General features: G+C 62.4%; 20 protein-coding genes and 1 tRNA gene. 5 read left to right on the forward strand and 16 right to left on the reverse strand.

Annotated features, from left to right (window positions below):
* Nucleotides 1-84: 84 nt before the first annotated feature.
* Nucleotides 85-486: a globin gene (locus L0G76_RS00675; protein WP_304355512.1), complete on the forward strand. Its 402-nt coding sequence runs from the start codon at nucleotides 85-87 to the stop codon at nucleotides 484-486.
* Nucleotides 487-574: 88 nt separating this feature from the next.
* On the opposite strand, the gene L0G76_RS00680 is transcribed toward L0G76_RS00675, so the two are convergent.
* Together L0G76_RS00680 and L0G76_RS00685 are read right to left on the reverse strand one after the other, a co-directional pair.
* Nucleotides 575-1,246 (reverse strand): DUF8185 domain-containing protein, encoded by a 672-nt coding sequence (locus L0G76_RS00680; protein ID WP_304355513.1) that lies wholly within the window; start codon nucleotides 1,244-1,246, stop codon nucleotides 575-577.
* Entirely contained in the window at nucleotides 1,243-1,692 is a 450-nt protein-coding gene (locus L0G76_RS00685) for an acyl-CoA thioesterase (protein ID WP_487246973.1), read from the reverse strand. The genes L0G76_RS00680 and L0G76_RS00685 overlap by 4 nt, the downstream gene beginning before the upstream one ends.
* Before the next feature lie 184 nt (nucleotides 1,693-1,876).
* On the opposite strand from L0G76_RS00685, the gene L0G76_RS00690 reads away from it, so the two are divergent.
* Together L0G76_RS00690 and L0G76_RS00695 are read left to right on the forward strand one after the other, a co-directional pair.
* Entirely contained in the window at nucleotides 1,877-2,785 is a 909-nt protein-coding gene (locus tag L0G76_RS00690; RefSeq protein ID WP_304355515.1) for an acyl-CoA thioesterase, read from the forward strand.
* Complete coding sequence (locus tag L0G76_RS00695; RefSeq protein ID WP_304355516.1) at nucleotides 2,782-3,012, forward strand: hypothetical protein; 231 nt, start codon at nucleotides 2,782-2,784, stop codon at nucleotides 3,010-3,012. Before L0G76_RS00690 ends, L0G76_RS00695 begins: the two co-directional genes overlap by 4 nt.
* A gap of 122 nt (nucleotides 3,013-3,134) precedes the next feature.
* On the opposite strand, the gene ettA is transcribed toward L0G76_RS00695, so the two are convergent.
* From ettA to L0G76_RS00740, 9 genes are all read right to left on the reverse strand, one after another.
* Nucleotides 3,135-4,817, reverse strand: a complete 1,683-nt coding sequence (gene ettA / locus L0G76_RS00700; protein ID WP_304355517.1) for an energy-dependent translational throttle protein EttA — start codon at nucleotides 4,815-4,817, stop codon at nucleotides 3,135-3,137.
* A 66-nt stretch (nucleotides 4,818-4,883) separates the two neighbouring features.
* Nucleotides 4,884-5,570, reverse strand: coding sequence for a DUF6993 domain-containing protein (locus tag L0G76_RS00705; protein ID WP_304355518.1), 687 nt, complete (start codon nucleotides 5,568-5,570; stop codon nucleotides 4,884-4,886).
* Between the two features lie 142 nt (nucleotides 5,571-5,712).
* Nucleotides 5,713-6,312 (reverse strand): single-stranded DNA-binding protein, encoded by a 600-nt coding sequence (locus L0G76_RS00710; RefSeq protein WP_304355519.1) that lies wholly within the window; start codon nucleotides 6,310-6,312, stop codon nucleotides 5,713-5,715.
* A gap of 208 nt (nucleotides 6,313-6,520) precedes the next feature.
* Nucleotides 6,521-8,101, reverse strand: coding sequence for a GTPase (locus L0G76_RS00715; RefSeq protein WP_304355520.1), 1,581 nt, complete (start codon nucleotides 8,099-8,101; stop codon nucleotides 6,521-6,523).
* Complete coding sequence (locus L0G76_RS00720; RefSeq protein WP_304355521.1) at nucleotides 8,098-9,795, reverse strand: dynamin family protein; 1,698 nt, start codon at nucleotides 9,793-9,795, stop codon at nucleotides 8,098-8,100. The genes L0G76_RS00715 and L0G76_RS00720 overlap by 4 nt, the downstream gene beginning before the upstream one ends.
* Nucleotides 9,796-9,913: 118 nt before the next feature.
* Nucleotides 9,914-9,987 (reverse strand) — tRNA-Arg (locus L0G76_RS00725).
* Nucleotides 9,988-10,133: 146 nt separating this feature from the next.
* On the reverse strand, nucleotides 10,134-10,340 hold the full coding sequence (locus tag L0G76_RS00730; protein ID WP_304355522.1) for a hypothetical protein: 207 nt from the start codon (nucleotides 10,338-10,340) through the stop codon (nucleotides 10,134-10,136).
* A gap of 129 nt (nucleotides 10,341-10,469) precedes the next feature.
* Nucleotides 10,470-10,784: a thiamine-binding protein gene (locus L0G76_RS00735; RefSeq protein ID WP_304355523.1), complete on the reverse strand. Its 315-nt coding sequence runs from the start codon at nucleotides 10,782-10,784 to the stop codon at nucleotides 10,470-10,472.
* Nucleotides 10,785-10,807: 23 nt separating this feature from the next.
* Entirely contained in the window at nucleotides 10,808-11,998 is a 1,191-nt protein-coding gene (locus tag L0G76_RS00740) for an acetyl-CoA C-acetyltransferase (protein ID WP_304355524.1), read from the reverse strand.
* A 228-nt stretch (nucleotides 11,999-12,226) separates the two neighbouring features.
* On the opposite strand from L0G76_RS00740, the gene L0G76_RS00745 reads away from it, so the two are divergent.
* Together L0G76_RS00745 and nucS are read left to right on the forward strand one after the other, a co-directional pair.
* Nucleotides 12,227-13,762, forward strand: coding sequence for a cell division protein (locus tag L0G76_RS00745; protein WP_304355525.1), 1,536 nt, complete (start codon nucleotides 12,227-12,229; stop codon nucleotides 13,760-13,762).
* Nucleotides 13,763-14,186: 424 nt separating this feature from the next.
* Entirely contained in the window at nucleotides 14,187-14,882 is a 696-nt protein-coding gene (nucS, locus tag L0G76_RS00750; protein WP_304355526.1) for an endonuclease NucS, read from the forward strand.
* A gap of 17 nt (nucleotides 14,883-14,899) precedes the next feature.
* Here the strand turns inward: nucS and murA are convergent, their stop codons facing one another.
* Genes murA through L0G76_RS00775 form a run of 5 tightly spaced genes read right to left on the reverse strand, consistent with a single transcriptional unit; the run spans nucleotide 14,900 to nucleotide 19,375 of the window.
* Nucleotides 14,900-16,213, reverse strand: a complete 1,314-nt coding sequence (gene murA, locus L0G76_RS00755; protein WP_304355527.1) for a UDP-N-acetylglucosamine 1-carboxyvinyltransferase — start codon at nucleotides 16,211-16,213, stop codon at nucleotides 14,900-14,902.
* Nucleotides 16,213-16,680, reverse strand: coding sequence for a DUF2550 domain-containing protein (locus L0G76_RS00760; protein ID WP_092101682.1), 468 nt, complete (start codon nucleotides 16,678-16,680; stop codon nucleotides 16,213-16,215). Before L0G76_RS00760 ends, murA begins: the two co-directional genes overlap by 1 nt.
* A gap of 22 nt (nucleotides 16,681-16,702) precedes the next feature.
* The gene (locus L0G76_RS00765) at nucleotides 16,703-16,963 is read right to left on the reverse strand and encodes a F0F1 ATP synthase subunit epsilon (RefSeq protein ID WP_304355528.1); all 261 of its coding nucleotides are present in this window, start codon (nucleotides 16,961-16,963) and stop codon (nucleotides 16,703-16,705) included.
* 3 nt (nucleotides 16,964-16,966) lie between these two features.
* Nucleotides 16,967-18,415 carry a F0F1 ATP synthase subunit beta gene (gene atpD / locus L0G76_RS00770; RefSeq protein ID WP_304355529.1) on the reverse strand — a complete coding sequence of 483 codons (1,449 nt, stop codon included), beginning with the start codon at nucleotides 18,413-18,415 and terminating at the stop codon, nucleotides 16,967-16,969.
* A gap of 27 nt (nucleotides 18,416-18,442) precedes the next feature.
* Nucleotides 18,443-19,375, reverse strand: coding sequence for a F0F1 ATP synthase subunit gamma (locus L0G76_RS00775; protein ID WP_304355530.1), 933 nt, complete (start codon nucleotides 19,373-19,375; stop codon nucleotides 18,443-18,445).
* Nucleotides 19,376-19,406 lie beyond the last annotated feature (31 nt).

Raw genomic sequence — 19,406 nt, forward strand, 5'->3', positions numbered from 1 at the left:
GCCCTCTCCGCTGCCCAGCGATGATGAGATCCGGTCGAGCGCCGATGAAGCCGGCACCGATTCCGCAGACGGAGAGGGCTGAGCGTGACGCAGACATCGAACGAGACCATCTTCGACGCCGTCGGTGGCCACCCCACCTTCACGCGACTCGTCGATGTCTTCTACGAGCACGTCGATCGGGACGAAGTCCTCATCGCCATGTACCCGGAGGGGCACGACCTCACCGGCGCCAAGCACCGCCTGCAGATGTTCCTCGAACAGTACTTCGGCGGGCCAACGACCTACCAGGAGGAACGGGGGCACCCGCGACTGCGGATGCGCCACTTCCCGTTCCCCATCGACTTCGATGGCCGTGACCGGTGGCTGACTTCGATGCGGGCGGCCCTCGACGATGTGGCTCTTCCACCGATGTACGACGAGATCTTCTGGGACTACTTCCAGCGTGCGGCCACGGCCATGGTCAACACCAACAGCAATCCGGTCTGAGCAGACAACTTCGAAGCGTCTTCTCGAGTCGTCGCCGTATCGTGAGGGTCACCGTCATATCGTGACAGGGCCGCCTCTGCGGGGCGTGTCAGGCTCGGGTGAGCAGATGCCCGCCCGGTGTCGAGATCCGCAGCCACCCCGAGGTCCCGAAGACGTCATATTCCTCGGATTCCCCCGCCGAGGCGTTCGCCTCCTCGGGCACGAAACGCAGCGCATCTGCAGCGAACGCGAGCCCGCCGGGCAGTTCAGTGCCGCCGACAGCGGTCATCGGCTTCGACCACACACGCGAACGCAGCGCCTTCACCGCGTGTGAGCCCGCGCCTTCCGGGGCACCGTCGCTGATCTCGGCGACTCCCGCCTCGGCGGTGGAACGAATGACATCACCGGAGATTCTGTCGCGGGACGCCCACTGGCCCTTCGGGGGCGCAATTCCGGTCCAGGACACCAGCACCGAATTGGGCGGCACCGGCAGTCGGGTGGCGTTCTCCGCTCTGGCGAAACGATCCTTGAGGTTGGCCAGAGGCACGACCTCATCGAGTCCGTCCTGCTCCGGTCCGCTCAGACGCAGCATGCGCATCGCGAGCACCAGCGGTGTGGAATCTCCGAGCCCATGGGGGTACAGGGGCGCAACGGTGGCGACAAGGACTGTCGCGGACACGTGCAGACGCATGGCTCCGTCGGGATCGAGCCTGTGGGCCAACGCGGTGAACGCGGCCAGGTCCTTCATCGCCAGCGGATCGGCGATCTCGAGTTCGGTCATCGGCGGCCCCGCATCGGAACGGCAGGTCGAATGACGTCTTCCATACTCAGTTTCTCCTTTTTGCTCAGGCGACGTGGGCGAGAGTTCTCTCTGTCCACGAAGACGATGACGGTCTCGGCCAGCGTATAGCCGACCGAACCATCGGGCTCGGCGATGACGTAGCCGATCGTCACGGACGCCGGCTTGACTTCACTGATGACCAGATCGATGGCGATGGGCCCCGCGCGGTAGCGAATCGGGCGGCGATATTCGATCGCGTGCGAGGCGACGAGCAGTTCGGTCGTCTCCGAGGCCTCGGCGAAGACCGCAGGGATCGTGATTCCCGATACCGTCTCCGCGATGCCCGGCTGACCCGGTGTCGTGGGAGCGTCGGTGCTGTGCGTCGGTGAGCCGAGGGCCCGGACGCGGGCCTCTTCGAGCAGACGCAGCTGGGTGACGTTATTCACGTGGCCATAGGCATCCATGTCACCCCATCTCAGCTCCAGCAGTACTCGCGTGAATTCGTTCAGATGGGGATCCGTGGTGCCAATGTGCATATGTCCCATCATGCCACTTTCACCGTTGCGGCAACGGCCGCGATAGGATCGTGACCACACGTTGGACAATCATTGTCGCAGGCTGGAGGCCCAAATGAGCGATGCGGAAGATACCACTGCCGAGGCGAACGTCGACACGCTGCGCAGAGTCTTGGAACTCGAGAGCCTGAGCTTCACCTCGGCGTCCCGAGAGAGTGACTACTTCATCGGACAGAACCAGTACAAACCCGATGGGCGAGTCTTCGGCGGTCAGGTCGTGGCTCAATCAGTGGTCGCTGCCGCTGCGACCCTGCCGGCGGACCGGCTCATCCACTCCCTGCACGGCTACTTCTTGCGCGCCGGCGATGTCAGCGAACCGATCGAGTTCGGAGTCGAACGCCTGCGTGACGGACGCTCGTTCTCTGCCCGACGCGTCCACGCGTATCAGAAGAACGCGCCGATCCTGTCACTGATCGCCTCGTTCCAGGAGGAGCAGGAGGGGTTCGAGCATGCCGAAGCCATGCCGGCCGGGCTGCCCGGCCCCCGGGAGTGTCCGGAACTGCGCGACATTCTGGCAGGCCAGGACTCTCCTCAGGTGACCGAATGGCTGAATAAACGTCCTTTCGAGATCCGTCCAGTTCAAGCTTCGCTGTATCTCAACTCCACCGATGACCGACAGCGCGAGCAGCAGCACATATGGTTCCGTGCGAGCTCGCCGTTCGGTGATGATCCTGTGCTCAATGCCGCTGCTTTGGCCTACGCCAGCGATTTCAACCTGCTGGAGCCGGTTCTGCGTCGTCAGGGACTGAGCTGGACCAGCCCGGGATTGAGGGTGGCCAGTCTGGACCATGCGATGTGGTGGCATCGCCGGGTCCGGGTCGATGAGTGGATGCTCTACGTTCAGGAGTCTCCCGCGGCGCAGGGCGGTCGCGGTCTCGGTTACGGTCGCATCTTCGCTCAGAGCGGGGAGCTGCTGGCCACTGTCGCTCAGGAGGGCATGGTCCGCATCAAGGCGCCACGGTGAGCAAAGACACCGCGATGATTGAGATTCTCGGGACGATCCTGTCTCGCCTGGTCAATGTCGCGCTCTTCATCATCATCACCATTGTGGTCCTGGTGTTCCTCCGGGAGGCCATGGACGTGAATCTGGGGGTGATTGCACTCATATCGATCGTCATCGGAGTCATCGGCACCGTCGCCGTCCGGTATCTGATCAAGCTCCTCAAGCGGGTCGGCGAGCTGTTCTCCTGACCGTCGGCAGCCTGAAGGCTGACCTATTCCAACAGATGATGCCCCGGTTGTGGACCGGGGCATCATCTGTTGGAACTCGGCTCTGCGTTCTGCATCGACTGCCCGCAGAGCACAGGGCTCGATCAGTCGCGAGTGAGACGACGGTGGGTCACGCGGTGGGGACGCGCCGCGTCTTCGCCGAGTCGTTCCACCTTGTTCTCCTCGTAGGACTCGAAGTTGCCTTCGAACCAGTACCATTTCGCAGGGTTCTCTTCCGTGCCTTCCCAGGCCAGGATGTGTGTCGCCACACGGTCGAGGAACCAACGGTCGTGGGAGACGACCACGGCGCAGCCGGGGAACTCCAGGAGTGCGTTCTCCAAGGAGCCGAGTGTTTCGACGTCGAGGTCGTTGGTCGGCTCATCGAGCAGCAGCAGGTTTCCGCCCTGTTTGAGGGTCAGCGCCAGATTGAGGCGGTTGCGCTCACCACCGGAGAGGACGCCGGCCTTCTTCTGCTGGTCCGGTCCCTTGAATCCGAACGCGGAGACATATGCCCGAGAGGGCATCTCGACGTTGCCCACCTGGATGAAGTCGAGTCCGTCGGAGACGACCTCCCAGAGGTTCTTGTTCGGGTCGATTCCGCCACGGGACTGATCGACGTAGGAGGTCTTGACGCTCTCGCCGATCTTGAGGTCTCCCCCGTCGAGCTCTTCGAGCCCGACGATGGACTTGAACAGAGTCGTCTTGCCGACGCCGTTGGGGCCGATGACACCCACGATTCCGTTGCGCGGCAGTGAGAAGCTGAGATCATCGATGAGCAGACGACTGTCGTAGCCCTTCTGCAAGTCGGAGGCCTCGATGACGATGTCGCCGAGGCGAGGTCCGGCGGGGATCTGAATCTCTTCGAAGTCCAGCTTCTTGGTCTTCTCTGCTTCTGCTGCCATCTCCTCGTAGCGAGCCAGACGAGCCTTCGACTTCGTCTGCTTCGCCTTCGGATTCGATCGCACCCATTCGAGTTCGTCCTTGAGGCGCCTCGACAGCTTGGCGTCCTTCTTCCCCTGGACCTGCAGACGTTCCTGCTTCTTCTCGAGATACGTCGAGTAGTTGCCCTCATAGGGGTAGAGGTGTCCGCGGTCGATCTCGGCGATCCATTGGGCCACGTGATCGAGGAAGTACCTATCGTGAGTGATCGCGATGACGGCGCCCGGGTAGGACGTCAGGTGCTGTTCCAACCACAGCACGGATTCCGCGTCGAGGTGGTTGGTGGGCTCATCGAGCAGGAGCAGATCGGGCTTTTCCAACAGCAGTTTGCACAATGCCACTCGACGACGCTCACCGCCGGAGAGCACACTGACTTCAGCATCCGGCGGGGGGCAGCGCAGCGCGTCCATCGCCTGCTCGAGCTGGGAGTCGAGATCCCAGGCGTCAGCGGCATCGATCGCCTCCTGCAGCTTGCCCATCTCCTCCATGAGAGCATCGAAGTCTGCATCCGGGCTGGCCATCTCTTCTGAGATCGCGTTGAAACGGTCGAGTTTCGCTTTGATCTCACCGACGCCCTCTTCGACGTTGCCGAGGACCGTCTTCTCCTCGTTCAGGGGTGGTTCCTGCAACAGGATGCCCACGCTGTAACCGGGGCTGAGGCGAGCTTCACCGTTCGACGGGTGTTCAAGCCCGGCCATGATCTTGAGAATCGTTGACTTACCGGCGCCGTTCGGACCGACCATGCCGATCTTCGCCCCGGGGTAGAAGGACATCGACACGTCATCCAGAATGACTTTGTCACCGTGCGCTTTGCGCGCCTTGTGCATGGTGTAAATGAATTCGGCCATAATATCTTCAGGCTATCGGTTAGGCACACCCAAGTGCCAATTGGGTCGCACTGTGAGAATCAGGTGTCAGCCGCCGCCCAGTGAGGGCGCTTCGCCGGACGCAGAACCCTCCGCGGATTCGCCTTCCGACGAAGAGTTTCCGGACGTGCTCCCCTCGGATGACGAGCCATCTGACGAGGTGCCTTCGGACGACGATTCCTCCGCTCCCCCGTCAGCTGATGACGGGCTCTCAGTGGGCCCGTCTTTGCCGTTGATGTCCTCACCGGGCATGTGGCCGGCGCCGTTCGAGTCGCCGTCCTCTTCACGTTTGTCGCCCTCGGGTGCCTTGACACCCTTCGGACGCTCGACCTCGCCGAGCAGACATGACCCGGTCGATTCGCTTGGTGGCATCAGCTCTGCCGTGGCCTTGCCCTTCCGAATCTCCCCGATGACGCAGCCCTTATCGGTCTTGACACCGAACATCTTCGCAGGAACGTCGTTGCCCAAGGGCGAGTCATCGATCGTAGCTTCGAGCTGATCCGCATCGTACCCGGCATCGATCATGGTCGTGAAGAACTTCTTCGTCGACGGAACGGTGTCTTCGTCGCCGGTCAGCGGTTCGAGCGCTGAGACCACCTTGTCGACCTCAGCGGCCGGCGTTTCCGGAGTGCGAACAGGCGTGGGCTGAGAATCATCACCGCCGAATCCCAGCAGCGAACAACCCGACAGAGCTAAGGTCAGAGCTCCGAGACTCACGAGGGGAACGAGACGCATCAACAACCTCAGCAGATGGGAATGATTAACAGTCTCACCTTAGCCGATTGCTGGCACATTCACGCCCAGATCCGACATGATCGCGCGTTGACCAGCCCACGAATCACTCCCACGGCGAGGCCCGCCCCGAGGACGGCACGGTTCAGAACGGTGCTGCTGCGCTGACCGTGTCACGTGCGATCGCATCAGCGACGTCACCGGAGTCGCCCCCGTCTTCGTGCCCGGCCTCATCTTCCTCGGTCCCATCCACGTCGTGCGCAGAGTCGGGACTCGTTTCACCGGAGCTCTCCGGCGCGCCGCCCGAGACCTCACCGTCGAGACCTGCCCAGCCTGATTCACTGCCTGGTGCTGCCTGTTGTTGACCCTCCTGCTGCCGGTTGGCACTGCTGGCCTTCTGGTAGTTCGCGGTCCCGTACCGGAGGTCCGGGCCGATGTGTTCGGCAACGACTGTCGGAGCGATACCGCTCTTCTCCTCCGTCGACCATTCTCGGATCTTCAGAGTTCCCTGTACCACGACGAACATGCCCCGTTGCAGACTCATCGAGCAATTGCTGGCCAGGGGCCCATAGCAGTCGACGCTGAACCACGAGGTCGTGTCGGCGGCATACTCTCCTGTCGTTTTGTCGAGTCGCCAATGATTGACGGCCAGGCGGAAGGAAGCGCAGGCCCTGCCCGACGGCAGCGTCCGGCTCTGCGGATCGGCGGCCAAAGTACCGCTGAGATTGATCGGAATGATGGACATTGTGCTGCCTCGTTTCTTGGGAACGGCTCATGATGGTCCTGATGGATCACCCATAGGGGGCGAAACAGCCTGTATCGGCCGATCAGGTGAACCACCATTGAGCGTGCCGGGCAGCGACGGTGTCCAGGCATGAAAAATGCCCTGTGGATGAGCGTCGGCCATCCACAGGGCATCTGCGCATGAGTCGGGGCTCATGTGCACAGAAGTGTCAGTGCAGGGTTTCGTAGGCGTGCCGGTGCTCGTTGATCACAGCATTGACCGGTTCCAGATAGGAGCTTTGGGCAACACTGCCAACGGCGTCGCGAAGCTTGCGATCGACTTCATCGGCAGCCTCGTCTGCTCCCTTGCTGCGCGCGGATTTGGCGATCATCGACGTCACAACGGATCCGATGATGCCCACCACCAGCAGCCCGATGGTCACGAACCAGCCCCACCCCGGGAGAGTTCCCGGGGCAAGGACGGCGAGGAGCGCAGCGGCGATGACGCCCAGCAGACCGAGGATCGTGGCGACGAAGAAGACGATCTGCAGCACGTTGGCCACAGACCACCATCCTGGAGTCCGAGGCTTGATATCCACAGCGGTGACGGCCGAGTCGAGAGTTTCGGACAACTCAGTCGTGCTGGCCTTCTCAGCTTCCGCGACGGCGCTCTGCCATGGTCTGGGCAGGGTGGACACGGACTCTGCGATGAGCTCATGCGCCATCAGGCGCACCTGAGAGCTCTGCGCCCTGCTTGTCGCCGGCACCGAGGCGCGGATGAGCTCGTCCCTGCCCTGGCCGTGCTTAGCACCCAAGGGGTCGGGCGCATTTCTCTGCATCCATGCCAGCACCGGATAACCGGTCTTGCGGTAGGCACGGCGAATATAGTCTTCGTGGACGGTCTGCGCGACAGCCTCGACTCCGGCGGCATCAGACATGGTCTCCACCAGGCGTGATGCCCCCGGGCGCTCGCCCGGTGCAACCACGGGCTCGCTGAGTTCGCTCTGCAACCTCTTGGACATGGCCTGCATGTCTGCCAGGAGCCTCTCGGAAGCCGCCTGCTTGGAGTCGACCGTGTCGGCCAGGATCGACCTGACCTGAGGAATTCCCTCACGTGAGACCGCCGAGGTCATATGCACCTTGGTGTCGGTGAGTCCGTCCTCGACGAGCAGCTGCTGCAGGTGATCGGCGGCCGCCTTCTGCTCTTCCGCGCTGAGTTTGTCGATCTGATTGAGAACAACGACCATGTTCGAACTGTTCTCTGCCAGCTTCGCCAGGTATTCCGAATGCAGCGAGAAATCTGCGTACTTCTGCGGATCAACGACCCAGAAGACGACGTCGACGAGTCCGACAAGTCGGTCTGACTCGACTCGGTGCTTGACCGCAGTCGAATCGTGGTCTGGCAGATCAAGCAGGATCAGGCCATGGAGCTTGCGCTGATCGTCACCGTCGAGTGCCGATTCTCGCCACGTGCGACTGCGTTCGGGGACATGCAGCCAGTTGAGGATGTCGTTGCCGCCTTCGCCCCACACGCACGCGGTGGGACGTGAAGTCGTCGGGCGCCGGACACCGACTCTGGCGATGTCCAATCCGGCTACGGCATTGAACAGTGAGGATTTCCCGGAGCCGGTCGATCCGGCGAAGGCCACAACGGTGAACTCCTCTCCCAAGCCGAGGCGATCCTCGGCACGGTTGAGCAGGTTCTGTGCGTCCGTGCGGACATCTGGACTCAGTTTGTCTGGCCCCAGAGTCAGGGTCTGTCGGATGCCTTCGGCCCGACGCCTGATCTCGGACTGTGCAGGATCATTCACAATGCCACCTCAAGTCGATCACCGGAGGCGCGCAGAGCGCCCGATTGCCGCGCCGGTACCGCGGATAGTCGTAGTACGTTGTCAAAAGGCTCGCGGCAGCCGCCGACGATTCCTGCGGCCGTCGACAGGAACCGATCCCTGATCGATCCGATCAGGTTGACCGCTTCCTGCTCACCGAAGATCGTGCCCGCGAGGCTGAGGGCGACATTCGCGTCATTGCGCGAGGCAGGGTCGTCGCCGTACGTGTACTTCGGGTCCCAGAATGCCGCGTATTCGACGACAGCACACACACCGGCCACGCCGAACGAAAGGATCCTCGCCTTGGACTTCTTGCCCTGACCGATGTCTCGCACCAGCGCGTTCACCTCGTTCGACCATCCGCTGACTGCAGATTTGACCGAATCCTCGAGATCCTTCGCACCATGATGCAGTTCGGGATGAGCATCCAACAAGGTCGCTCCGGCCGGATCTCGCACCCACTGAGCGCCGATCTCATCGACAACGCCGATCGCCTGCTCCCGCAATGAGATCGCTGCACTGCGCAGAATCGCGACGTGCAGGGGCGAGGCGGCATCGTGTCTGCCGGTCACAGCGGAGGAGATCCTGTCGCGCATACGTGCCATCGTCGGCTCCAACCCGCGGAACAGCTGACCTGTTCCCACGAAGTCCTGCCACCGTGCATTGACCTCGCCTTGCAGCACCCGACCGTCGGAGAAGACTTCGGCCAGGCCCGCATCAGCTGCGTCGAATGTCCGATCAAGGCTGAGCTGCAGACGATCGAAGGTCGACTCCTGAGACTCTGCGAAGTCGGCCAGGGATTTCACCTGCGCAGGCATCGCACCGATCGAACCGGCGAGAGTGCGCTGCCGTATCCGCTCCTGCGAGCGGCCTTCCGAACTCACCTGGCTGATCCAGGACCGGATCGGGTAGATCGCCGAATGCGGCAGCAGCCCCTCTTCCAATTCGAGTTCGGCCACTGCGAAGATCGGGGAATTCGCCAGTCCCGATTCGGACAGCAGACTGGAAAGGTGGTGCCTGACCTCACGGTTCGCCTGCGGCGGTACCCGATCGAGCACGATGGCCACCGAGGTGTTGCGGGCCGCGGCATCCTTGAGCAGCGCCCAGGGCGCGGCATCGGCATAGCGGTTTGCCGTGGTCACGAACAGCCACAGGTCCGCGCTCATCAGGATGCGGCGTGCCAGCTCACGGTTCGTCTCGGCAATGGAGTCGATGTCCGGGCAGTCGAGGATGGCTGTGCCCGGCTCGACGTCGTCATCGGCGATGAGCACGACGGACGGAGTCGACGTCGCGGGGTCCGTGCTTCTCGGCAGATCGGACAGGAAGGACTGAGATTCGAAGAACTTGGCGTCAGCGGGATTGTGGATCACGATCGGGTTTCCCGTCGTCGGCCTGCGCACCCCGGCCGGACTCACGGATCGTCCCACCAGAGAATTCACCAAGGTGGACTTCCCGGCACCGGTCGACCCGCCGACGGCGATCATAAAGGGCATCTGTGTCCGATTGATCCGCGGCAGAAGGTAGTCCGTCAACTCTGAGGAGAGCTGACGGTGAAGTTCGCGACCGTCGGCGAAGTCATCGGTCTGCAGGGTGAAGCGGGTTTCTGAGACTCGCTTCGCGATATCGCTCAGCGCCCCTCCCACTGGTGGCGTCACGGCACTCTTGCTGTCTGTCATCACGCATCCACTCTCTACGTTTTCCCAGCTGTGCACCAATTGCCACGCCGTGTCGGAAGGTAATTGCTCACTGCGGGCAAACATCATAGGGCCCGTGGGGCCCTCAGCTCACGAAAAGTACCCCCGGCGGGGCTCGAACCCGCGACCTACCGCTTAGAAGGCGGTTGCTCTATCCAACTGAGCTACGGAGGCTCAAATATCCTAACCGATGCCCGATCCAGAACAGAAAGCGGTCCTCGTCGGTGTTTCGGACAATGGTATCCGAAACACCGACGAGGACCCTTGCAATCAGGCAGTCACTCGAACCCCACCGCATCAGGGGGTGATCAACGCGTGAGTCAGTACTGGCGAGCGACACGCTCCAGCGACTTCCGCACGGTCACGAATGCGACCATCACAAGTCCGGTCAGCGCCAGTATGACTGCCACTGCTTCGATGGCGAAGGCGAAGTCGACTATGACCGGAAAGAATCCGGCAGCCATGAAACCAAGCAGGGCCACCATCGTCAGTGCGGTGGCTGTAGTGAAATACGTGGAACCATTCATTGTTCATCTCCTTCTTCCTTAATAAAAGAGTAAACCCGAATGAGACCTGCGTCACCAGAAAGTGCCCGTAAAGTTCATGAGCACGCAACTTACCGACCGGTACCATCTCAGACCCGGCCTGGTCTCAGATCAGCTCCCACCGCGGACGTCGATAGCCTTCTCCAGCCGCTCGAGTTTGCCATCGATCTCACCCGTGTACCCAGGACGGATGTCGGCCTTCAGCACCAACGCCACTCGTGGTCCGAACTCACTGACAACCTCGGTGGCGGCTTTGACCACGGCGAACACTTCGTCCCATTCGCCTTCGATCGTGGTGAACATCGAATCGGTTCGGTGCGGCAGCCCCGAACGTCGAACCACCTCCACAGCAGCGGCAACTGCATCGTGGACGGATGCGTCCGCATTGTCACCGCCGCTGGGGGCGATGGAGAATGCAACGAGCATGATGCTCTCCTTTCAGCTCAGGTTCAGTTCTGTCCGGGCACGGACACGATGAGCGAGTCACCCTGGCCGCCCCCGCCGCAGAGTGCAGCGACACCCGTGCCGCCACCTCGGCGCTGGAGTTCGAGGACCAGAGTCAGAACGATGCGCGCTCCGGATGCTCCGATCGGGTGGCCCAGCGCAACAGCACCACCATTGACGTTGACCTTCTCCGGATCGAGGCCCAGGTCCTTCGAACTGGCGAGTCCGACTGCAGCGAAGGCTTCATTGATCTCATAGAGGTCGAAGGAATCAGCCGCAACTCCTTCCTTCGCGGCAGCCGCCTGAATTGCTTGTGAGGGCTGATGCTGGAGCGAGGAGTCCGGACCTGCAGTCCAACCGTGCGACCGGATCTCAGCGAGGATCGGCGCACCGAGGGCCTCGGCCTTCTCACGAGACATGACAATGACCGCGCATGCGCCATCGGAGATCTGTGAGGCGTTGCCGGCCGTGATCGTGCCGTCCTTGCGGAAGGCGGGCCGCAGCTTGGCCATCGACTCCGGGGTGGTCTCGGCGCGCACGCCCTCATCGGTGGAGACGGTCACGTCTCCCTTGCGTCCGGCAATGGTGACGGCTTCGACCTCTTCGCCGAATGCGCCCGATTCCCACCCCTTGGCCGCACGCTGATGAGATCGGGCGGCGAAGGCGTCCTGGTCCTCACGGGAGAATTCGAAGTCACCGGCGTTGGCTTCCTCGGTCAGACCGCCCATCGCCTGGTCGGTGAAGGCATCCCAGAGACCGTCGTAGTCCATATGGTCCTTGACCACGACGTCACCGTATTTGTAGCCCGAACGCGACTTCTCCAGCAGGTGGGGAGCCAGACTCATCGACTCCTGCCCTCCGGCGACCACAACGTCGTATTCCCCGGCCCGAACCAGCTGGGCAGCCTGGGTGATCGCGTTGATGCCTGACAGACAGAGTTTGTTCACGGTGACACCGGGGACTCGCATCGGGATGCCGGCTTCGACAGCGGCCTGCCTCGCCGGCCCCTGACCGAGTCCGGCCTGCAGAACCTGGCCCATGATGACGTACTCGACGTCCGCGCCCGTAATGCCCGCCCGGCCGAGTGCGCCGGCAATCGCCTTCCCGCCCAGCTGCACAGCTGTCAGCGACGACAGGCCTCCCTGCAGACGCCCGAACGGAGTGCGCGCACCCGCGACGATCACTGCTTCAGCCATATTTCCTCCTCAGGTATTCGAACCCCGCTCACGCACGGGGAAGTCGATGAAATGCTGTCTGCCCCAAGGGTAGTCCAGCTGTCTGTGGCCTCGATCACGGGGTCCATGTCACATGCTGGGAGGACGGGTCCGGACTTGAGGATTCGCACCCAACACTCATGGTGCGTCCGTTACAGTAGGGGGTGGACGATTTGACCACATCCCTTGACACGACAGGAGTCCACTTCAGTGACGCCCACCGAAGAATTCCGCACAGCGATGCGCGGCTATGAAAAAAGTGAAGTTGATTCTCGCCTACAACAGCTGCGCACCGAGGTCGAGTCCGTCCGAAAGGCCCTCTCCGATGCGCGTAGTCAGGTCATCAACGCCGATCGTGCGAAACTTCAGATCGCCGGTGAACTCTCCGAGTCCAAAGCCCAGCTGAAGAAGGCCGCCAATGACAGCGCCGAGGCGGCAGGCCCTCCCGGAAGCCGCATCGATCATCTGCTCAAAATCGCAGAGTCACAGGCACGTGAGACCCTCTCCCAGGCGAATTCCGATGCCGAAACGATCCGCAACAAGGCGCGGGCCGAAGCGGCGTCTGCCCGCGCCCGCATGCACACAGAGAGCAACGACACTCTGTCCAACGCCCGTTCAGAAGCCGATGCGATCATCAGTTCGGCCGAGATGCGCGCAGACGAGACCGTGAAGGCCGCTGAGAAGCGTGCCGACGAGCTCAAGGCGACTGCGGAGCGTGAGTACAACCAAGCCAAGGAAGCCAACGAGGCTGCCACGAAGGAAGCCCGCGAGAGCCTCGAGCACGAGCTCGCCGAGCTCAAGGCCACCTCGGAGAAGCAGGCTGCCGACGTTCGGGCCGAAGCCAAGACCCAGGCCGATGAGTCCATCAGCGCCGCTCAGGCACAGGCGGATGAACTCCTCGCCGCTGCCAAGGCCCGTGACGAGGCGTCGACCAAGGCTTCTGACGAGCTGGATGTCGAACTGGCTGGGAAGCGGCAGGCAGCCGAAGCGGAGCGCAAGAAGCGCTACGACGAGGCTCAGGTCGAGAACAAGAAGGTCATCGACGAGGCTCAGGCACGTGCGGCGAAGGCGGACACAGAGGCCAAGGAAGCCGCTGAGAGGGCCGAGACGACACGCTCCGATGCGGTGAAGAAGGCCGACGAGATCATTGCCGACGGCAAGACCCGCGCACAGTCCCTCATCGGCGAAGCCCGAGCGACGGCCGAGGCCACGATCGAGGAGTCGGCTGCCGAAGCCAAGCGCAACGTGGCATCGGCTCAGTCACAGGTCGACCTGTTGACCAAGCAGCGCAAGACGATCACTGCTCAGCTCGATCAGCTCCGTTCGCTGTTCGCCATGCCCGGTGTGATGGGTGGCGATTCCGTCGACCCGGACAAAGCTGAGTCCGCATCCCACGCCACCGAACAGATCGCCGATGAGCAGGAGCTCACCGATCTTCTGGCAGAAGACCCCGAAGAAGCAGACGACGCTGAAGACGTCGCTGCCGACGATGCGGACGCCGGATCGACGAAGGCGAAGGACTCAGCCGACGCTTCCGAGGAATCGGAGGCTCCGGCGGCTTCGGACAAGGACAGCTCGGCCGAGGCAGCGCAGTCCGAGACCGACGAAGCCGTCTCAACTGACGACGAGGACGAGTCGGAGGACTCGGACCTGCCCAACGGAGCCACCGATGCCGACACGATAGCCATCGACGCTCAGGTGTCAGGAGCGTCCAAGGCCACTCCGTCGAAGAACTCGCTGCGCTGAGGACTGCAGTCGTCACCAGCCCGCGCTATTGAGAAGGGGCCAGTTCGCAATGAACTGGCCCCTTCTTGCGTCCCGATCTCACCTGTGTCGATGCCAGTCACCGGAATCGCTGAAAACATCTCGTATGCCAGTGCCGGCGAGACTCCACCCCAACCTCCGTGCCGTGATCGGCCGCCTGCCGCCAAGCGACGATGTGCGGAGTCGACGATGCCACGTTCTGTCCGCATCCGGGACAGACATAGACCTTGCCCTGCGAATTGCCGGCGACATTCTGCACCGACCACGTCCCGTCGGGCAGATTTCGGCTTCTGCGCAGCCCGTTGACGGAGTCGGAGAGCTCACGTGGGGCCTGTTGCCATTTGTTTTTGCGACGCGAGGAGGTAGATCGTGGCATCTGCCCATTCTCTCACGTAGGGTGAAGCGCGTGCGTCTCGTCATTGCTGAATGCTCCGTTGATTATGCTGGTCGTCTGACCGCCCATCTGCCGATGGCCACCCGTCTCATCATGCTCAAGGCCGACGGCTCGATCCTCATCCATTCGGATGGCGGGTCGTACAAGCCCTTGAACTGGATGACTCCCCCGTGCTCGATCAACGTCACCGATCCGAGTCAGGAGCAGACTGCGGCCGGTCTCACCGAGATATGGACGGTGTCACAGACCAAGACCGGTGACAAGCTCGTCATCTCCATCGCCGAGGTGATCGCCGATGACCAGCATGAGTTCGGGATCGATCCCGGACTGGTCAAGGACGGCGTGGAGGCTCACCTGCAGGAGCTGCTGGCCGAGCACATCGAGACCCTCGGAGACGGCTACAGCCTGGTTCGGCGTGAATACATGACTGCCATCGGCCCCGTCGACATCCTTGCCCGGGACCACGGGCACACTTCCGTTGCCGTTGAGATCAAACGTCGCGGCGACATCGACGGGGTGGAACAGCTGACCAGGTATCTGGAACTGATGAATCGCGATCCACTGCTCACGCCTGTGCGGGGAGTATTCGCCGCACAGGAGATCAAACCGCAGGCCCGGACCTTGGCCGAAGACCGTGGTATCCGCTGTGTCGTCTTAGACTATGACGCGCTGCGGGGTATGGACGACCCTGACTCACGGCTGTTCTGAGTCCTGCTCGAAACGTCCTATTCGAAGCTGAGGATGTCCGCCTTCTCGACGCGTTCGATAGTGGCGCCGAGACTGCGCAGATTCGTGACGAAATTCTCGTAGCCGCGTTCGATGTGGTCGACACCGGAGACTTCTGTGACTCCGGCGGCTCGCAGGCCCGCCATCACGAGGCCGGCGCCGGCGCGGATATCGGAGGCTTCCACCTCGGCGCCGGAGAGACTGTCGCTGCCGGTGATCAGGGCATGGTTGCCGTCGACTCGCACCTTCGCCCCCAGCCGGGCGATCTCCTGGACGAATCTCCAGCGGGCTTCGAACAGGTTCTCCGACAGCAGACCGACTCCGTCTGAGACCGAGTTCAAGGCGATGACGAACGGCTGCAGATCCGTGGGGAAGCCGGGAAACGGCATCGTCGCGACACGAATCGCGTGCGGCCGTTCTGCACCGATGACACGGAACCCTCCCCCGCGCGTGCCGTCGCCCAGCTCGATCTCGCCGAGGTCGTCGACCGTGGCACCGGAGTCGCGCAGTTTGATAGCGATGTTGGGCATCAGTTCCAAGCCGACGCCTTTGACTCTCACATCGCCACCGGAGAGTGCTGCGCCGAAGGCATAGGTTCCTGCCACGATCCGGTCCCCCACCGTACGATGGTCCACGGGACGGAGCTCATCGACCCCGGTGATCGTGATGTCGGCCGTGCCGATTCCACTGATCTGGGCACCCATGCTCACGAGCATTGTGCAGATATCGACGATTTCCGGCTCCTTGGCCGCATTCGAAATCGTCGTCACTCCGTGAGCGAGCGTTGCCGCCATCACGAGATTCTCCGTCGCTCCGACGGAGGGAAATTCGAGAACGATCTCGGTTCCACGAAGCCCGCCGGGTGCTTCCGCGACGAAGTAGCCGTGGTCGAGATGCACCGTTGCACCGAGGGCCTCGAGGCCTGCCTGATGCATGTCGAGGCCGCGGGAGCCGATCGCGTCGCCGCCGGGCAGCGCTACGTGCGCTGAACGCATCCGTGCGGTCAGGGGGCCGAGGACCGAGATGGATGCCCGCATTGCGCGCACCAATTCGTAATCGGCTTGGATGCCGACCTCAGCAGGAACGTCGATGCTGACCGTGCCGCGATCGGCATCGTAGTCGACGACGCAGCCCAGCCGCATGAGCAGCTGAGCCATGATTCGCACGTCGAGGATCGCGGGCACATTGGTGATCGTTGTCCGGCCAACGGCCAGCAGACTGGCCGCCATGAGTTTGAGGACGCTGTTCTTCGCTCCCCTGATGTCGACATCGCCGAGCAGTCGACTCGGACCGGTCAAACGAAAGACATCCATCAGGTGAACCTTCCCATCGTCGGGTTGAATCCAGGCGGCGATGATTCCAACCAGGAGGCCATTGTCGACAGTGACTCGGTGTCCATGGCCAGTGATACGGAACGAGGGCGGCCGTCGGCCTTCCCGTAGGAGCAGTCCACCACAACTGCATCGGGCAGCACCGAGTACTGTTCCCCGGACGTGGGCTTGCGGCGGACGAGAATATCGAGATCGGCGCGCGGCAGACGAACTGCGGCGCGCCGAGTCAAGGCAAAGACGGGGTACCAGTCCAGTGATGCCACCGAGAACACTGCTACGCCCAAACGCCAACGTGGGCGAGAAGCGGATTCCTCGCCCACGTTGATGGAGCAGTCAAAAGCACCGGACAGCTTCGAAATCGACCTGCGTCGAATCGTCACCACAACGATCAGAGCAAGGGCGAGTCCCACTAACGAGAGCAGAACGATCAGCAGGACGGAAGGGTTCACGGTTGCCAGTGTAATTGACGGATCAGAGAAGTTCGGCCTGATCAGCGGCGATGATGACGCGATTATTCTCGACTGAGAGGAATCCGCCATCGGCCTGGACCCGGATGGTCTCCTCATTGCTCGTGAGAATACGTGCTTCACCATCGGCTACAACACCCAGGACAGGCTCGTGGCCTGGGAGTATGCCGATCTCACCGTCCGAGGTACGGGCGATGACGCGCTTGGCCTCACCGGCCCATACCTGCTGGTCGGCTGCTACGACGTTCACATCGAGGACAGCCATGGCTTACTTCTGCATCTCTTCGTAGTTGCGCATGACGTCGTCAAGCCCACCTACGTTGTAGAACGCCTGTTCCGGAATGTGATCGACCTCGCCCGCGCAGAGCTTCGAGAACCCTTCGATGGTGTCGGCCAGCGGAACCGTCGAGCCGGGCACCTGGGTGAACTTCTCAGCGGTGTAGGTGTTTTGTGACAGGAACTGCTCGATGCGACGCGCACGGTGCACGACGAGCTTGTCCTCTTCACCGAGTTCGTCGACGCCGAGGATGGCGATGATGTCCTGCAGCTCCTTGTTCTTCTGCAGAATCGCCTTGACCTCATTGGCCACGCGGTAGTGCTCGTCACCGACGATCAGCGGATCGAGGATGCGCGAGGTAGAGGTCAACGGGTCGATGGCCGGGTACAGGCCACGCGAGGCGATGTCACGGTTGAGCTCGGTCGTGGCGTCCAGGTGAGCGAACGTCGTTGCCGGTGCCGGGTCGGTGTAGTCATCGGCGGGAACGTAGATCGCCTGCATCGAGGTGATCGAGTGACCACGCGTCGAGGTGATGCGCTCCTGCAGAAGTCCCATCTCGTCAGCCAGGTTGGGCTGGTAGCCCACGGCCGACGGCATGCGGCCCAGCAGGGTCGAGACCTCGGAGCCGGCCTGCGTGAAACGGAAGATGTTGTCGATGAACAGCAGCACGTCCTGATTCTGGACATCGCGGAAGTACTCCGCCATGGTCAGCGCCGACAGCGCCACGCGCAGACGGGTGCCTGGCGGCTCGTCCATCTGGCCGAAGACCAGGGCGGTGTCCTTGAACACGCCTGCTTCGTCCATCTCCATGATGAGGTCGTTGCCCTCACGGGTGCGCTCACCCACACCGGCGAACACCGAGGTGCCGCTGTGGTTGTGTGCGATACGGAAGATCATCTCCTGGATGAGGACGGTCTTGCCGACGCCCGCACCACCGAAGAGACCGATCTTTCCACCCTGGACATACGGGGTGAGGAGGTCGATGCTCTTGATGCCGACCTCGAGCATCTCAGTCTTCGACTCGAGTTCGTCGAAGGCAGGCGCGGGCCGGTGGATCGGCCAGCGCTCACTGATCTCGAGCTGTTCACCGTCCTCGAGGTTGAGGCAGTCACCGGTGACGTTCCACACATGGTTCTTGGTCACGTCGCCGACCGGAACGGTGATCGGAGCGCCGGAGTCGACGACCTCCTGGCCGCGGACCAGTCCATCGGTGGGCTGCAGGGACACGGCACGCACGATGCCGTTGCCCAGGTGCAGTGCAGTCTCGAAGGTCAGCTTGCGCGTGCCTTCGGAGAGTTCCACCGACGTGGACAGGGAGTTGTAGATCGCTGGCACGGAGTCGAGCGGAAACTCGATGTCGACAACCGGGCCAATGACTCGGGAAATCCGGCCGAGGGCTGTGCCCTGCGCCGGGGAGGTATCCGTAGCTGTGGCAGTCATGGTCTCTTTCTTCTCTGCTCTCGCCGGTCAGTCGCCGGCTGACGATGCCGCGAGGGCATCGGCCCCACCGACGATCTCGGTGAGTTCCTGGGTGATTTCCGCCTGGCGAGCCGTGTTGGCCAACCGGGTATAGGTCTTGATGAGATCATCCGCATTTTCGGTCGCGGTGTGCATCGCAGCCTGACGCGAAGCCTGTTCGGATGCCGACGCGCTCAACAGCGCGGACAGGATCCGCGAGTCGATGTAGCGCGGCAGCAATGAGTCCAGGACGGCCTCGGCACTGGGTTCGAACTCGTAGAGAGGAAACGCAGCCGAGTCCTTCGCCGGTTCGGACGCGCCGTCGGAGGCGACCTCGTCCGCATCGACGACCTCGAGCGGAAGCAATCGCCGGTATTCCGGATCATGCTTGACGCTGGAGACGAACTTCGTGAACACAATGTAGATCTCATCCACACCGTTCTCCGCGGAGTCGGCGTTGAAGCTCTGCAAGAGGGCTTCGCCGATCTCCCGAGCATTCTCAGGAGTCGGCATCTCGGAGATGCCGGTCCAGGCCTGTTCGATCGCACGATCGCGGAACGTGTAGTAGTTCTCAGCCTTACCGCCGACGGTGAAGAGCGCAACGTCCTTGCCCTCGCTGCGCAGCAGCCGAATGAGTTCCTCGGCTTCGCGCAACAGGTTCGCCGAGTAAGCACCGGCGAATCCACGGTCTGGGCCGACCACCAGCACTGCGGCTCGGCTGACAGACTCAGGCTCGGTCGTCAACACGTGGTCGACGTTGGACTCACTCGACACCGCCGAGACCGCACGGGTCAGGGCGTTGGCGTATGGGCTGGCAGACTGCGAACGTGCAATGGCCTTCTGAATCCGTGAAGCAGCGATGAGCTCCATGGCCTTGAAGATCTTCCTCAAGGACGAGGTGGAGCGGATCTTCTGCTTGAAGACCCTCTGCTGGGCTCCCATCAGTTCTTCCTTTCGCTGTTACGGATCAGAT

It is taken from the genome of Brevibacterium picturae (assembly GCF_030453725.1).
Lineage (GTDB): Bacteria > Actinomycetota > Actinomycetes > Actinomycetales > Brevibacteriaceae > Brevibacterium > Brevibacterium sandarakinum_A.